General features: G+C 60.5%; 17 protein-coding genes. 9 read left to right on the top strand and 8 right to left on the bottom strand.

Annotated elements, in window-relative coordinates:
* Window positions 1-2: 2 nt before the first annotated feature.
* From EN808_RS13635 to EN808_RS13625, 3 genes are all read left to right on the top strand, one after another.
* Entirely contained in the window at window positions 3-1,004 is a 1,002-nt protein-coding gene (locus EN808_RS13635) for an ATP-dependent DNA ligase (RefSeq protein ID WP_135916063.1), read from the top strand.
* A gap of 137 nt (window positions 1,005-1,141) precedes the next feature.
* Window positions 1,142-1,660, top strand: coding sequence for a ferritin-like domain-containing protein (locus tag EN808_RS13630; RefSeq protein ID WP_135916062.1), 519 nt, complete (start codon window positions 1,142-1,144; stop codon window positions 1,658-1,660).
* A gap of 134 nt (window positions 1,661-1,794) precedes the next feature.
* A complete protein-coding gene (locus tag EN808_RS13625) occupies window positions 1,795-2,001 on the top strand; it encodes a hypothetical protein (protein ID WP_245525081.1) in 207 nt (68 codons plus the stop codon).
* Window positions 2,002-2,024: 23 nt separating this feature from the next.
* Here the strand turns inward: EN808_RS13625 and EN808_RS13620 are convergent, their stop codons facing one another.
* From EN808_RS13620 to EN808_RS13585, 8 genes are all read right to left on the bottom strand, one after another.
* On the bottom strand, window positions 2,025-2,189 hold the full coding sequence (locus EN808_RS13620) for a hypothetical protein (protein ID WP_127281181.1): 165 nt from the start codon (window positions 2,187-2,189) through the stop codon (window positions 2,025-2,027).
* A 119-nt stretch (window positions 2,190-2,308) separates the two neighbouring features.
* Window positions 2,309-2,503: a hypothetical protein gene (locus EN808_RS13615; protein ID WP_127870469.1), complete on the bottom strand. Its 195-nt coding sequence runs from the start codon at window positions 2,501-2,503 to the stop codon at window positions 2,309-2,311.
* A 175-nt stretch (window positions 2,504-2,678) separates the two neighbouring features.
* Complete coding sequence (locus tag EN808_RS13610; protein WP_245525072.1) at window positions 2,679-3,701, bottom strand: acyltransferase; 1,023 nt, start codon at window positions 3,699-3,701, stop codon at window positions 2,679-2,681.
* A gap of 104 nt (window positions 3,702-3,805) precedes the next feature.
* Window positions 3,806-4,345 (bottom strand): prepilin peptidase, encoded by a 540-nt coding sequence (locus tag EN808_RS13605; protein ID WP_135916060.1) that lies wholly within the window; start codon window positions 4,343-4,345, stop codon window positions 3,806-3,808.
* A gap of 1 nt (window position 4,346) precedes the next feature.
* A complete protein-coding gene (locus tag EN808_RS13600) occupies window positions 4,347-4,907 on the bottom strand; it encodes a tetratricopeptide repeat protein (protein ID WP_167531359.1) in 561 nt (186 codons plus the stop codon).
* A 52-nt stretch (window positions 4,908-4,959) separates the two neighbouring features.
* On the bottom strand, window positions 4,960-5,910 hold the full coding sequence (locus tag EN808_RS13595) for a type II secretion system F family protein (RefSeq protein ID WP_135864984.1): 951 nt from the start codon (window positions 5,908-5,910) through the stop codon (window positions 4,960-4,962).
* Window positions 5,911-5,928: 18 nt separating this feature from the next.
* The gene (locus tag EN808_RS13590; protein WP_135916059.1) at window positions 5,929-6,900 is read right to left on the bottom strand and encodes a type II secretion system F family protein; all 972 of its coding nucleotides are present in this window, start codon (window positions 6,898-6,900) and stop codon (window positions 5,929-5,931) included.
* Complete coding sequence (locus EN808_RS13585; protein WP_127870465.1) at window positions 6,900-8,288, bottom strand: CpaF family protein; 1,389 nt, start codon at window positions 8,286-8,288, stop codon at window positions 6,900-6,902. Before EN808_RS13585 ends, EN808_RS13590 begins: the two co-directional genes overlap by 1 nt.
* Before the next feature lie 541 nt (window positions 8,289-8,829).
* Between EN808_RS13585 and EN808_RS13580 the strand changes: the two genes are divergently transcribed.
* The 6 genes from EN808_RS13580 (at window position 8,830) to EN808_RS13555 (ending at window position 13,772) form a co-directional block, all read left to right on the top strand.
* The gene (locus EN808_RS13580) at window positions 8,830-9,045 is read left to right on the top strand and encodes a Flp family type IVb pilin (RefSeq protein ID WP_135864980.1); all 216 of its coding nucleotides are present in this window, start codon (window positions 8,830-8,832) and stop codon (window positions 9,043-9,045) included.
* Between the two features lie 16 nt (window positions 9,046-9,061).
* Complete coding sequence (locus EN808_RS13575) at window positions 9,062-9,277, top strand: Flp family type IVb pilin (RefSeq protein ID WP_135864977.1); 216 nt, start codon at window positions 9,062-9,064, stop codon at window positions 9,275-9,277.
* A gap of 94 nt (window positions 9,278-9,371) precedes the next feature.
* On the top strand, window positions 9,372-10,406 hold the full coding sequence (gene cpaB / locus EN808_RS13570) for a Flp pilus assembly protein CpaB (protein ID WP_135916058.1): 1,035 nt from the start codon (window positions 9,372-9,374) through the stop codon (window positions 10,404-10,406).
* A gap of 63 nt (window positions 10,407-10,469) precedes the next feature.
* Window positions 10,470-11,906 (top strand): type II and III secretion system protein family protein, encoded by a 1,437-nt coding sequence (locus EN808_RS13565; protein ID WP_135916057.1) that lies wholly within the window; start codon window positions 10,470-10,472, stop codon window positions 11,904-11,906.
* Between the two features lie 4 nt (window positions 11,907-11,910).
* Window positions 11,911-12,186 carry a hypothetical protein gene (locus EN808_RS13560; RefSeq protein ID WP_245525071.1) on the top strand — a complete coding sequence of 92 codons (276 nt, stop codon included), beginning with the start codon at window positions 11,911-11,913 and terminating at the stop codon, window positions 12,184-12,186.
* A 71-nt stretch (window positions 12,187-12,257) separates the two neighbouring features.
* A complete protein-coding gene (locus tag EN808_RS13555; RefSeq protein ID WP_135916056.1) occupies window positions 12,258-13,772 on the top strand; it encodes a pilus assembly protein TadG-related protein in 1,515 nt (504 codons plus the stop codon).
* Window positions 13,773-13,775 lie beyond the last annotated feature (3 nt).

The raw sequence follows: 13,775 nt of genomic DNA, 5'->3' as shown, positions 1-13,775 counted from the left end.
CAATGACGGACAGGTTTGCCCTCTCCCTGGACACGCCTCCCATGGAGGCCAAGGCCGCCGATGTCCTGCCGGAAGGGGAAGGCCTTTGGCAATACGAGCCCAAATGGGACGGGTTTCGCTGCCTCGCCTTCAAAGGCGACACGGATGTCGACCTGCGCGCGAAATCCGGCAAACCTCTCGGCCGTTACTTCCCGGAGCTCGTCGCCATGCTGCAGCAGGTCGAGGCCCGCAACTTCGTTGTCGATGGCGAAATCGTCATCGAACTCGAAGGCCAGCTTTCCTTCGACGCACTGCAGATGCGGCTTCACCCGGCCGAAAGCCGTATCCGCAAGCTGAGCGTGCAAACGCCGGCGCGGCTGATCCTGTTCGACATGCCGGTTGCGCCGGGCGGGACGATCCTGCTTGACGAGCCGTTGTCGAGGCGCCGCCGGGCGGTCGAGGGCTTCGTTGAGGAGTGCGCCAAACCCGGCTTGCGGCTCTCGCCCAGCGCGACCGATCCGGCGGCCGCCAGGCGCTGGCTGGAAGGGGCCGGCCACGGCCCCACCGATGGCGTGGTCGCCAAATTGCTGGCCGACCCCTACCGGCCTGGCGAACGCGCGATGGTCAAGGTCAAACGGTTGCGTACGGCCGACTGCGTGGTAGGCGGATTTCGCTATCTGGCCGGCAGCAAGGAGGTCGGCTCGCTCCTGCTCGGCCTCTACGAGGAGAGCGGCAAACTCAACCATGTCGGCTTTACCTCGACCATCGGCAGGGACGACCGGGCCGGCGTCACCCGAAAGCTGGAAAAGCTGCGTGGCGGACCTGGCTTCACCGGCAAGGCGCCAGGCGGACCGAGCCGCTGGAGCACGCAGCGCAGCGGCGAATGGGAACCCTTGCGGCCGGAACTGGTGGTCGAGGTCCGCTTCGATCACGTCACCGGCGACAGGTTCCGGCATGGCACCAAATTGTTGCGCTGGCGGCCGGACAAGGCGCCGCGCCAGTGCACCATGCGGCAGATCCAGTGAGGGAGTTCGCCCCGCGGCGGCGCGTGGGCCGAGCCGGAGGCAGCCTCTTTGCGAGACGGCTGGAACAACCGTCCCGATAGCAAGTTGAGTCCCAGCTACACCGATGGTGGGCTTCACGACAATTGGAGATGACAATTATGGCGACTGCGAAGAAAGCGGCAACGAAGGGCCTTGCAGCCTTGTTCCTCGACGGGCTGAAGGACATTTACTATGCCGAGAAGAAAATCCTGAAGGCGCTGCCGAAAATGGCAAAGGGCGCCGAATCCGAGGACCTTGCGGCGGCGTTCGAGAAACATCTGGCGGAGACCGAGGGCCAGGTCGATCGCCTCGAACAGGTCTTCGAGCTTCTCGACAAGCCGGCCCGGGGCAAGACCTGCCCCGCCATCGACGGCATCCTCGAGGAGGGTTCGGAAATCCTCGAGGAATACAAGGGCGCCCCCGCGCTGGACGCCGGGCTGGTTGGGGCGGCCCAGGCCGTCGAACACTACGAGATTGCGCGCTACGGCACGCTGATCGCCTGGGCCGAACAGCTCGGCAAGGGCGACGTGGTCAACCTCCTCAACGCGACCCTCGAGGAGGAGATGGCGACCGACGAGGCCCTTTCCAGCCTTGGCGAGGGCGGCGTCAACGAGCGTGCCCTGGAACAGGCCGCCTAGCTGGCAAGTTTGTGCCCCGGGCGCCAGGCGACCGGGGCAACTCCTCAGGATTTCGGAGAACGACGATGGACCCCCGCAAAACAGAGCAACCGGCGGTGCAGGCCGAAGACCCCGACGAAACCGAAGGTCCCGCCATGGGGCAGCAGGACTGGGACGCGCTCGCAGGGGCGAAAATCCTTCCCGACAACGCGGCGGTGGAAGACGAGGCTGAGGGCGACTTGCCCGAGGAAGACGACGACAACCCCTACCAGGAAAGCGACGAGGCATTGCCCGACGATGTCGAGGAGGCGGTCATTTCACGCGATCCTTCGAGGGAAGGCGGCCGCTTCGACGAAGAGTGACCCCAACGACGTGCGCAATCCGGTCAGCCGGCCGCATGCATCGGGGGCTCTTCATTCTCGTCGGGATTGGGTAGCGGCGCCTCGTCGGGCAATCGGTCCGGCTCCGGTTCGCCGATCGGCTCGGGCTTCCAATTGGGAGCCGGCATGGGCACATCGCGGTTGGGATCGGGTTCTCTCGGATCGGGCATCAAAATCCTTTTCTCTCGGTTTGCTGGCCGGCAGTGAACCGGGCGGCTTTCGATGAGTGGTGTGACATGCAGAACCCATCCCGGTTGCTCGGGACGGGCTCGGTGCCATCAAGCTCTGGCTAGCGATTCTTGTGACTTTGCTGGCCAGCCTTCACATGCTGTTCATGGGTCCCGCCGCGCGTGCCCGACCCGTCACCTTGCTGGCGTTGGCTGCCGCCCGCCGCCTGCTGCTGACGGTTCTTGTCGTCCATGTTCTTATGGCTCTGCTGGCCTGCTTTCACATGCTGCTCATGGCTTCCACCTTGATTGGGCATTCTTGATCTCCTTTGGAGTTTTGAACGAGGCGACAACCGCCTCGATTGTCAAAGCTACTGGCGGCCCGGGCGTTCCCTCACGTAATATTTCGTGACTGCCGCCGCCGATCATGGAGAGTCGTCGGGAACAAGATTTCCGTCTCGAAGCTGGGCAGCTTCTGTCGAGGCGCACGCGTCAATCCCGTAATGCCAGGCCAGTCGGATGGCAGCCAGTCTTCAGCTGGGGATCATACCGGCGCAGGAATTTGCGCAGCGGCAACTCGAACCGGATGTGCATCCGCCAAGCGAAAAGAACTGATGTTGCGGTGCCAATCACGATGATGAGGTCGGCAGGAATCGGAAAAACGGTCCACACCATCAAAAGCAGCGTTATCGGCAGAGTGTGGATCAGATAAAGCATATAGGAGGCATCACCGAGAACCGTCCATGCGCTCGGCTGTGCGTCGATCTGCATCGTGCCGAAGACTATCATCGCCGCCGGGAGACCGTAAACCAGCACGCGCTGGAACCCGTTATCGCCGGCGAGAAACTCCATCGTCCCCCCTTGCGGCGCCATCCCGATGAATCCCACAGCGATCATCGCCGCGGCGCCGATCGGCAGGCACCACACCGCCGGTCTCCACTTGGGTGCATAGGCGAGAGCGATGCCAAAGCCGAACTCGATGATCAGCGGGTTGCCAAGAAACTGCAGCACCGGACCCGCCGAGCGAAACATCATTGCGAGGCCGAAGATACCGAGGAGACCCCAAAGCAGCCGCCGGTCGACGAGAACCACGGTTGCGGCGGCGTAGAACAGCATTTCGAAGCACAGCGTCCAGGCTGCGGGCAATGCTGGCGCGGTCATTTGATCCGTAGCGGGCCACAGCAGGAGTGTCGCCACCGCGTCCCGCCAGCCGAAGCCGGTTTTGTAGGCGACGATCGCATAGGGGATGCTGATCAGCAGGTAGAGCGGAACGATGCGCCGGAACCGTCTCCAAGCGAAGGATCGCCAGGTCAGGCCAGGTGCCGTCCTGGCAATAATCACCCCGGATATGACAAAGAAGATGTCTACGCCTGCGAAGCCGGCCACCTGCAAATCGTGAGGCAAAAGGCCATTGGATCCGGTGGCCGTAACGGCGGTCTGGGCCGCGTGGACATATACGACCATCAGCGCGGCAACGAAGCGAAGTACCTGCAAGGACCAGATCAAGGGCGCCAAGCCTATATCCGTTGACCCCTTGGCAGTCGATCGCGCAGGTGCCATCCAATCGACGATCACAACCGGAATCTTCTGGTCGATGGCGGCTGCCCGCGCTGCCGGGGTTAGTTAAGCTGATTCAGGATTCCAGAACTGCTCGCCAACACCATATTTTCATAGATCACGAGGGCTGTCGTGCAGATCGCCGCGACCGAGATCGGCACGCCAAACGGCACAACGCCTTTGCGATCGAGATGCTGGACGTAGATGCGGAAGGCGCCCGCGGGCAGCAGGAATGGATTCTTCATTGCCCCTGCAGTGACGAGGGCGAAAACCAGGAGCAGCACGGAAAAAACGACGAGGTCTTCGCCGCCAGTCAGAAAAGGGACGACCGCCATCAGCTTGACGTCGCCGGCGCCGATCTTGCGCAAGACCCAGAACGGGAACAAGGCTATAAACAGCACGAGGCCGGCAGCCGCGCTCAAGCCCATGTCCAACCAGGATCCGGATCGGAGCACAAGCAGCAACAGCGACCCCACTCCCAGGCAGAGCAGCAGCAGCACATCGCGATTGGCAATCCTCTGCGTCGTGAAGTCGAGCCACGCAATCCTGGCGAGCAGCGGGATGGCGAGGGCCTTCAACAGCAGCGCTTCGACGAGCAGCATGCTAGCGCTCGATGTTCTGCACGCTCGACGACAGCAGCTTCAGATTGTTGGCTACGGTCGGATCGTTTGGTGCCAGCTCATAAGCCTTGAGGAAATTGCCGCGCGCGTCCTGCAGTTTGCCGCGCAGCAGATCGGAATAGCCGACATTGTTGTAGTATTCGGGCGACGGCCCCATCAGCTTGAAGGCGCGGCCATAGGCACGGTCGGCGAGGTCGAAGCGGTGGATCCGGTCGCACGAAGCGGCCAGTCCCATCCAGGCGCCGCCGTCATTGGGGGCCAGTTGCGTCGCCTTGAAGAACAGCGCGCCGGCGTTGCCATAGTTTTCCGCGCGGAACTGGTTCTTGGCTTCGGCCACGGCCTGGTCCGATGCGTAATATTCGACGTCGCTGACCGTCTTCAATCCGTCGAACGCATCGCCAAAGGACGTCACATCGCCTTTCGAGGGTTCATTGGTGCGCACGACACCGCCAGTGGTGTCGGCGCCGTTTGTCTGGCAGCCGGCAAGGGCTGCCATCAAGAGACTGGCAGCGACGACGGTTGCGAGGCGCATTGGCCCTGTCATTTTATCCCCCAGAGTCCGGCGACTCTATTTTAGAATCAAAGCATAGAACCGTTTAGAAGAAAATGCCCTTCATGCGGATGATCACCGGCAACATGATCACCATCATGACCACCGGGAAGATGCATAATCCCAACGGGATCATCATTTTGACAGGCAGGGCGTTGGCCTTCTCCTCAGCGCTCAGAATTCTTTGTCCGCGCATCTCGTCGCTATAGACGCGCAGCGCATCCGTCAGACTGGTGCCGAGTTCCTCCGACTGCCGGAACAGCACGGCCAGGGAGCGCGCCTCTTCCAGCCCGATGCGGTCCGCGAGTTCACGCAGCGCCTCCCGCAACGGTTTGCCGGCCCGCAATTGCAGGTTCATGATCGCAAGCTGGATGCCCAGCCATTTGTGGGTGCCGGCCAGTTCGGCGCCGACACGTTCGACCGCCGCCTCCAGGCTCATGCCGGCGTCGGCACAGGTGATCATCATGTCCATGAAATCGGGGAATCCGCGACGATAGATATTTTTTTGAGCATTCTCGAAGCGGTCGAGCAGGATAGCTGGGATCACGATGCAGGCGAGTCCGAACAACGCGGAACCGGCAAAGGCCATGAAAGCAGGGAGTTGAGGCGGGAGTACTCGTACAAGGAGGGCATAGGCAACCAAAAAGCCGATACAGACCGCGCCCAGCCGCGACAAGGTGTAGATGAGCGGAGCACTGGGTTGATAAAACCCGGCGCGAAAAAGCTTCGCCTCGAGCGCATTTGGCTCGTTGCGTTCCTTCTCCATCGATCGAAAGTAGGCGTCAACTGGACGCTGCGCCGAGATTTTGAGCAACTGTTCCTGCCCCGCGAGCGAGCGGCGGTCGACGATGCCTTCCGACGTCAGGCTCTGGGCAACCAGCTTGCGCGTCTGCAACGCCGGCAAGAAGACAAGCGCACCGAACAGGAACAGCGACGCAGCCGCCACGAACACCGCGGTGGAAACCAGGAAACTCAGTCCCTGAATATTCGATAGCAGGTTTATGGCTCGCTCCTGTCAGAAATCGAAATTGACCATGCGATACATGATGAAGTCACCCAGCAGCGCCCATGTTCCGAAGATCACGAACACCGGCATGATCAAAGGGTCGTGCCATATCTGGCCGTAATATGTCGGAGCGGCGAGCTGGAGGAGCAGGAACATTACGAGCGGGAAAAGCGAAATGATCCACGCGGACACCCGGCCCTCCGACGAAAGCGCCCTGATCTTCATCCTGAGTTTTTGACGCTCGCGCAGAACCGACGAAAGATTAGCCAGGATCTCGGTCAGGTTGCCGCCAGTTTTCGATTGGATCGACAGCGACACAGACAACAGGTGGAGGCCTTCGAAGCCCACGCGCTGGGAAAGCTTCCGCACCGCCTGTTCGATGCTCAGTCCGAAGGTGATTTCGTCGGAGACGATGCCGAATTCCGTGCCAATCGGATCGGGCATTTCGCGCGCGACCAGACCTATGGCCACCGTTGCCGGGTGCCCCGCCCGCAGCGAACGCACGATCATGTCGAGTGCATTCGGGAGCTGTTTCGCGAATTTCTGGATCCGTTTCCTGCGCGCACGACGCAGAAGCAGAAGTGGCAGGACAAATCCGGTCACCAGAAAAATCAGGATGCAAGGCAATATGGAAAAACGCAGAAGGAATGAGAAAAGCAGCGCGATCGCAAGGGCTGAGACCAGGAACATCGCGGCGAAAGTCAGCGGGTTTCCGGTAATGCCGGATTGGGTGTAGAGCCTGTTCAAGCCGACCATGCCGAAAAGAAAATCACCGGTATCCGTCAGGCCGCGTTCGCGCAGCAATCCCTGCAAGGTCCTTTCGGCCGGAACCTCATCGGACAATCGCTTCAGCCGCCGGTTGATCATGCCGGCACGGGATCGGCGATCGGCGAAAGACAGATAAAGCGCCTCGCCGGCGAGAATGACGGCCGCGGCCGTAAGCGTGTAAATAAAGTAGAGCAAGGTCTGGCCGGTGGGCATTAGAGCGCAACCTGGGGATTGAAGGCGTCCTTGGCGAAATGGTGCCCGAGAGTCGCCGCTTCCGGGGCAAAACGTGGGCGAACGCCGGTAGCGCGAAATTCCCCGACGATCTGACCGTCAACCGTCACCTCGCGACGCACGAAGGTGTAGATCTCCTGCATCTGGACGACATTTCCTTCCATACCGGTAATCTCCGATATCGATGTCACGCGCCGGCCGCCGTCGGACAGGCGCTGTGTCTGCACGATGACGTCGATGGCGGAAGCAATCTGCGCCCTGATGGACTCATGCGTCATCGGCATTCCCGCCATGCCGACCATCTGCTCAAGCCGCGAGATCGCATCGCGCGGCGTGTTGGCATGGATGGTGGTCATCGAGCCCTCGTGGCCGGTGTTCATGGCCTGCAGCATGTCGAAGGCCTCTTCGCCGCGAACCTCGCCGACGATGATACGGTCGGGACGCATGCGGAGCGCGTTCTTGACCAGCTCGCGCTGGCGAACCTCTCCCTTTCCTTCCACACTGGGCGGGCGTGTCTCCAGCCGGCCGACATGAGGCTGCTGCAGCTGCAGTTCCGCCGCGTCCTCGATGGTGATCAGGCGCTCCCTGGACGGAATGTAGCTCGACAGCGCGTTGAGCAAAGTCGTCTTGCCGCTGCCCGTCCCTCCCGAAACGAGGACCGACTTGCGCGCCTGCACGGCGATCCGCAGCAGATCGACCATTGGCGGACGGATCGAATTGAGCGCCACCAGGCGTTCGAGCGAATAGGGATTCTTGGAAAACTTTCGAATCGACACCAGCGGGCCGTCGACCGAGATCGGCCGCACCGCGATGTTGACGCGCGATCCATCCTCCAGCCTGGCATCGACCATCGGCGAGGATTCATCGACGCGCCGGCCGATGGCTGAAACGATCTTGTTGATGACCCGCAGCAGATGCGCCTCGTCACGAAAGCGGATGGCCGTCTCTTCAACCAGGCCACGCCGCTCGATGAAGACGCGTTTGTGGGTGTTGATCAGGATATCGGTGATAGTGTCATCCTTGAGCAACGGTTCGATCGGGCCGAGTCCCAGCATCTCGTCGGCAGTCTCGCTGGTAATTTGATCAAGCTCGCGTGCGTTCAGCGGCACACTGTGGCTGCGCACGAACTCGCGCACGATCGGGCGGATCTCGTTCAGAATCTCGTCCTTGGACGCAGTTTCGAGCGCGGATAGATTGAACCTGTCAATCAAATGGCGATGCAGTTCGACTTTCAGCGTCAGGAAGTCGTCGCCATGGGGTTCTATATCAACAACTGGAGAAACAGCCGGAACGATGGGCAGTACAGTCAGCGGCTCGGCCTTTGTCGCGGCCTGCTGCTCGCTTGGTCCCTTGATAAACCGCCCCAGCATAATCCCTTATACCCCTCCAGCGCATATTAGCGGAAACTAAACGTTAACCAAGCGACGCACAAGCGCCGGAGCGCCTCACATGCCGGCAATACTTTCAACATAGTTAAGGAGCGCACCCAAAAAATATCGTTTTTATTTATGATCCCCGCGTTGCCAAACATGAGTGTGCGACTATGCTTTATATCCTCCTGTGCCCTTGCGTGCTTCCGACATCGGAATCCACTCCATATCTGGCTATAACCCCCTAGATATAAAGGGATATGCTACACATCTAAAGTAGCCGTCACTTTATTAGTCCTTACGCATAATTGTGAACGAATGGTTAAGGACGCTTGAAAAATTAGACGAATCAAGCTCTTGCTGAAATTTAAAGCCGCTCTCAACTCGCAAGTTCATGTATTGGGAAGTTAAGGAACCGTTAATCCCGTTTGACTCCGCAATTTCTCGGGACCTAGGATCGAGATGACGGGGGATGCTTGGGTATGGAGTTCATCCTTGGCTCTGTCTCGTCGGGTTCAAACCTCCAAAGGGAGAAATTGACATGAAGAAGCTCATGACGATGACCCGGCAGTTCCGCGACGATGAAAACGGCGCTGCCATGGTCGAATATTCTATCCTGATCGGCATCATTGCGGCGGCATCGATCATTGCGGTTATTGCCATCGGCGGATGGGTCGGCAGCCAGTTCACCGGCCTCTGCACGAAGCTGAACGGCAAGGGCCTGAAGGCTGATGGTACCGCTGGCGGCACCTGCTGAGGCGAAGGATACAGCCATGAAAAGGCTTATCATTGCAGCCAGGCAGTTCCGCGATGATGAGAACGGTGCTGCCATGGTGGAATACTCGATCCTGATCGGCATCATTGCGGCGGCATCGATCATTGCGGTTATTGCCATCGGCGGATGGGTCGGCAGTCAATTCACCGGCCTTTGCGCGAACCTGAACGGCAAGGGCCTGAAGGCTGATGGTAGTGCCGGTGGCACTTGCTAAAAACCTTCTGGGCCGGAATCGCTCGATTTCGGCCCAGAATTCTGCGCTTTGAAGGGGCTGACATTCGCCCGGCGGGCGATGGTGGGGTGGGAAGATGCGCGCTAATACGCTTATCATGATTGTCCTCGCCGGCGTGTTCGGCGTACTGGCGGTGGTGCTCGCCAATATCTGGCTGGCCAGCCAGCGCAATGCCATGGCGCGGACGGATGACGTCCCGCACGATACGGTGGTGGTGGCGGCCGTACCTTTGAAATTCGGTGACACGCTGACCGACGACAAGTTGCGCGAAATCGCGTGGCCGGCGGGCGCGGTTCCGGCCGGCGCTTTCAAGACAACGAAAGAGATGCTGGCTGGCGAAGGCGTAAAGCAGGCGCTGCAGGCGATCGGCACCAATGAGCCTGTCCTCGCCACCAAGATCACCGGCCCCGGCCAGCGCGCCACGCTCTCGGCGGTGCTGGGCGAAGGCATGAAAGCCGTTTCCATCAGGGTCAACGACGTGCTTGGGGTGGCTGGATTCGTTTTCCCCGGCGACCGCGTCGATATTCTGCTGACGCGCACGGTGCGTGGCGACGACGGTGCGGACAAGAGTTTCGTCGACGTGCTGCTGCAGAGCATGAAGGTTCTCGCCATCGACCAGGTTGCAGATGTGAGCAAGGACAGCCCGACCGTCGTCAAGTCAGTGACGCTCGAGGTCAGCACCAAGGACGCACAGAAGCTGACCCTGGCAGCCGGCGCCGGCCAATTGTCTCTGGCGCTGCGCCAGGCGGCGGCCAGCAAGGGCGAGGCCACCGAGCGGGTGACGCTTTCCGACCTGACCGGCGAAATGCCAGAAGACGTCGCCAAGCGACAGGCCGAACTCGAGAAGAAAGCTGCCGCGGACGCATTGGCGGAAGCTGAGCGCAAGCGTGCCGAGGAAAAGATTGCCGGGCTCACCCAGGCCGTGGAGCGCGTTGGAAGCCGGCTTGACGAACTGGGCAAGGCTAAGCCCGCTCCAGCGGCGGCAGCTGAAGTGCGGGAAGTCGTCAAGGAAGTGGTCAAGTATGTACAGCCTGAGCCGCCGAAGAATGTGTCGGTAGGCGTGTTCCGGGGCGTGAAGCTCGAGACATATGACGTGCCGCGACAACCATGATACTATTGCGGCATAATACCGCGCGACACGGTGGCTGCCTTAAGCAGCATTTGGGAGACGGGGATGCAGGGGACTTGGTTGAGGATGGCGGCGGGCGCGTTGGCCTGTCTGGTGGCGTTTTTGCTGTCGAGCCTCGTGGCCGAGGCGGCTGACCGCTTCATCGACGTGTCCAACCCCAGCGTCCATCGTGTTTTCCTGCCGATGTCGCAATCGGTGACAATCCAGGTAAATGCCAATCTCGGCGACATCGTCGTCGGCGACGAGAAGATCGCCGATGCGCAGCCAATGACCGACCGCACGCTCTATGTCATCGGCAAGGGTGCCGGCACCACCACGGTCAACCTGTTCTCGCCCGACAAGCGCTCGCTCGGCGTCATCCAGATCGAGGTCGGCGTCGATGTCAGCGACATGGCGGCGGCGATCCGTCAGGTTTCGCCGAGGTCGCGCATCGAAATCGGCTCGATCAACGGCAAGGTCAGGCTTGGCGGCCATGTCAAGGACGGCGCCACGCTGTCGGCGATCATGGAAGTGGCCCAGCAATATGGTCCCGACGCCATCATCAATTCCGTCACTGTCGACGACAGCCAGCAGGTCAATCTCGAAGTGCGTGTGCTGGAAGCCAAGCGCAACGCCGGCCGCGATCTCGGTGTGTCGTTCAGAAGCAGGGACAGCAATGCAACTCATTTTGGAACGGGCATCGCAGCTACCACGCCAACAGGAACGGCCCCAGGGACCCTCGTGACCGGCCTGCTGTCGAACAGTAACCCTTTCGCGGCGTTGATCACCCAGATAATCGACAGCAATATCAAGGTCGACCTGATCATCGAAGCACTCGAGGCCAAAGGCGTGGTGCGCACGCTTGCCGAGCCGAACCTCACCACGCTTTCCGGCGAACCCGCCAGTTTCAACGCCGGCGGCCAGGTTCCCATCCGCAGTGTCAACAACGATGGTGAGGTCCAGATCGAATACAAGCAATTCGGCGTCAATCTCCTGTTCACGCCGGTGGTGCTCGCCGACGACAAGATCCACATCCAGCTGGCGCCCGAGGTCAGCGACCTGACCGGCTTCACCACAGCCGGCGATCCGATCTTCACCAACCGCAAGCTGGAAACCGTCGTCGAGCTGCGCGACGGCCAGAGCTTCGCGGTCGGCGGGCTCCTGTCGAGCAAGACGACCAAGCTTCAGGAGCAGGTGCCGTGGCTCGGCCAGGTGCCGGTCATCGGCACGCTGTTCCGCAATTCGAGCAGCCAGAAGGAAGAGACCGAACTGGTCGTTGTCGTCACGCCGCACATCGTGCGGCCGGTGAAGCCCGGCGAACAGCTGGCGACGCCTTTCGACAAGACCCGGCCCGCGAATGATCCGGAATTCTTCGTGCTCGGCCAGCTCGAAGTGAACAAGGACATGATCCGCAAATATGAAACAGGCGACGGCGTCACCGGCCCCTATGGCCACATGCTGGACTTCAAATCGAAGGACAAGATGCTCTATGTCAAGAAATAGCGCCTTGATCCTCATTCTGTGCGCCGGGTCGCTTTCGGGCTGCGCCGCGGACTATCTGAACCACTACGACACCGTGACCTTGGCCGCGGGCGACACGCAGAAATACAATTCCCTGCTGCAGACGGTCGACCCACTCAATCCGGCATCCAGGAACACGCATATCGAAGGCGACGGCACGCGCGCCGCCGCTGTCGCGCACAACTACAAATTTCCGCCGCCACCCCCGCCACCGCCGGCCATCACGGTCAATGTCGGTGGATCGGGTGTGACGACGCCGTGAACTGAACGGAAGGATGCGGAGGGCGCTGGGCATGCGAGGGGCCCTTGCGCGAGAGAGCAGAGAGTAAGGTCATGTTGGGGACCATTCGAGCCTTCTGGAACGATCAACGCGGCATAGCGATGATCCTGGTGGCCATCATGCTGCCCGTGCTTATCGGTTTCTCGGTGCTGGCCATCGACGTGAGCCGCGTCAACAGCCTCCACAACGATCTGCAAAAGGGCATCGACGCGATGGCGCTTGCCGCCGCCGCGGAACTGGACGGCAGATCGGATTCCATCACCCGGGCCAACTTGGCCGTGACAACCCTCGTCACCAACAACACCCTGTTTTCGACATCGGGTGATCATCCGCTGGTTTTAGCCGATATGACCGTCACCTATCTGACCGGGATACCAGCCAGCGACGAAACCGCATTGAGCGCTGCCGGCGTCGATGCCGATGGCACAAACTGGGCAAGCACCGATCCCAAGGCTGTTTCATTCGCTGAAGTCACGATCAACGCTTCCGGCGTTGCGGCTGGCGCAGGTGCCTTCGCGACGATCTTTCCGGCAAGTCTGGTCGGCAGCAAGGACACCATGGATATCCAGCCGCAGGCGGTGGCCGGGTTCGTTCAGTCAATCTGCGAAACCGTTCCCCTGTTCATGTGCAACCCGTTCGAGACAGCGGATTCTTCGACCAGCAAGACGATCCAGCAAGCCTTTGCCTCGGGCGATACTTACGGGAGAGAGTTCCGTATTTTGAAAGTCGATTCCAATCCTGGCCCCGGCAATTTCGGCCTGATCGACAACAATCTCAGCTCGCTGCGAGATGCCATTGCGATCGGCACCTCGGGAACCTGTTACAATCGCAACGCACTGACCACGAAGACCGGCGTCACCCTTGGCCAGGTCAACACTGGCCTCAACACCCGATTCGATCTCTACAGCGGCTCGTTGAACAACGACAGCAAGGACTTCAATTACAGGCCGGCGACCAACGTTCGCAAGGGCCAGAAGACCGGCTGCAGCAAGTACGATCCCGTGACGGACAACACCGCGTTGCCTTTGCCTCCGGGCACCAACTACGTCGATGCGAAGGGAATGTCCGACGCGATCGGATCGCAGAGCTTCTGGACGAGCTACTGGCAGGTCAACCACGGGACGGCGTATCCGAACGTCCCCAGCACCACCAACCCGACCGGCTCCACGAGCGCTCCCGCATCAAGATATGACGTCTACAAGTACGAGATCGCCAAAAGCCTTGTCGGTGACAAGTCGCTGAATCCGACCAAGGAAAGCGGCGATCCATCCTGCTACAAGGGTCCTAACCCGACACTCGATCCAGATCGCCGGCTGCTCAACATGGCGATCGTCAACTGCCTCGCCAACGAGGACAAGCTAAACGGTCACGTCTCGATCAAGCCGGACGGCTATGTCAGCGTGTTCATTAACACGCCGGTTCAGAAGCAGGACAACACGAAGGATCCAGACGATCCTTCCGCAGGCGAGAAACCCATCAGTCTGGAGATCGTCGACGTGGATGGCGCCTTTGCCAATAATACCCTTGTCGACAAGGCGTTTCGCAACGAAGCGCAATTGTACCGGTAGCGC

It is taken from the genome of Mesorhizobium sp. M8A.F.Ca.ET.165.01.1.1, assembly GCF_004792065.1.
Lineage (GTDB): Bacteria > Pseudomonadota > Alphaproteobacteria > Rhizobiales > Rhizobiaceae > Mesorhizobium.
This window is presented reverse-complemented; position numbering and strand designations above follow the sequence as displayed.

Bases quoted from the DNA above. Each gene is read 5' to 3' on its own strand.
- EN808_RS13635 (WP_135916063.1), top strand. From the start codon at position 3: ATGACGGACAGGTTTGCCCTCTCCCTGGACACGCCTCCCATGGAGGCC.
- EN808_RS13630 (WP_135916062.1), top strand. From the start codon at position 1,142: ATGGCGACTGCGAAGAAAGCGGCAACGAAGGGCCTTGCAGCCTTGTTC.
- EN808_RS13625 (WP_245525081.1), top strand. From the start codon at position 1,795: ATGGGGCAGCAGGACTGGGACGCGCTCGCAGGGGCGAAAATCCTTCCC.
- EN808_RS13620 (WP_127281181.1), bottom strand. From the start codon at position 2,189: ATGCCCGATCCGAGAGAACCCGATCCCAACCGCGATGTGCCCATGCCG.
- EN808_RS13615 (WP_127870469.1), bottom strand. From the start codon at position 2,503: ATGCCCAATCAAGGTGGAAGCCATGAGCAGCATGTGAAAGCAGGCCAG.
- EN808_RS13605 (WP_135916060.1), bottom strand. From the start codon at position 4,345: ATGCTGCTCGTCGAAGCGCTGCTGTTGAAGGCCCTCGCCATCCCGCTG.
- EN808_RS13600 (WP_167531359.1), bottom strand. From the start codon at position 4,907: ATGACAGGGCCAATGCGCCTCGCAACCGTCGTCGCTGCCAGTCTCTTG.
- EN808_RS13590 (WP_135916059.1), bottom strand. From the start codon at position 6,900: ATGCCCACCGGCCAGACCTTGCTCTACTTTATTTACACGCTTACGGCC.
- EN808_RS13585 (WP_127870465.1), bottom strand. From the start codon at position 8,288: ATGCTGGGGCGGTTTATCAAGGGACCAAGCGAGCAGCAGGCCGCGACA.
- EN808_RS13580 (WP_135864980.1), top strand. From the start codon at position 8,830: ATGAAGAAGCTCATGACGATGACCCGGCAGTTCCGCGACGATGAAAAC.
- EN808_RS13575 (WP_135864977.1), top strand. From the start codon at position 9,062: ATGAAAAGGCTTATCATTGCAGCCAGGCAGTTCCGCGATGATGAGAAC.
- cpaB (WP_135916058.1), top strand. From the start codon at position 9,372: ATGCGCGCTAATACGCTTATCATGATTGTCCTCGCCGGCGTGTTCGGC.
- EN808_RS13565 (WP_135916057.1), top strand. From the start codon at position 10,470: ATGCAGGGGACTTGGTTGAGGATGGCGGCGGGCGCGTTGGCCTGTCTG.
- EN808_RS13555 (WP_135916056.1), top strand. From the start codon at position 12,258: ATGTTGGGGACCATTCGAGCCTTCTGGAACGATCAACGCGGCATAGCG.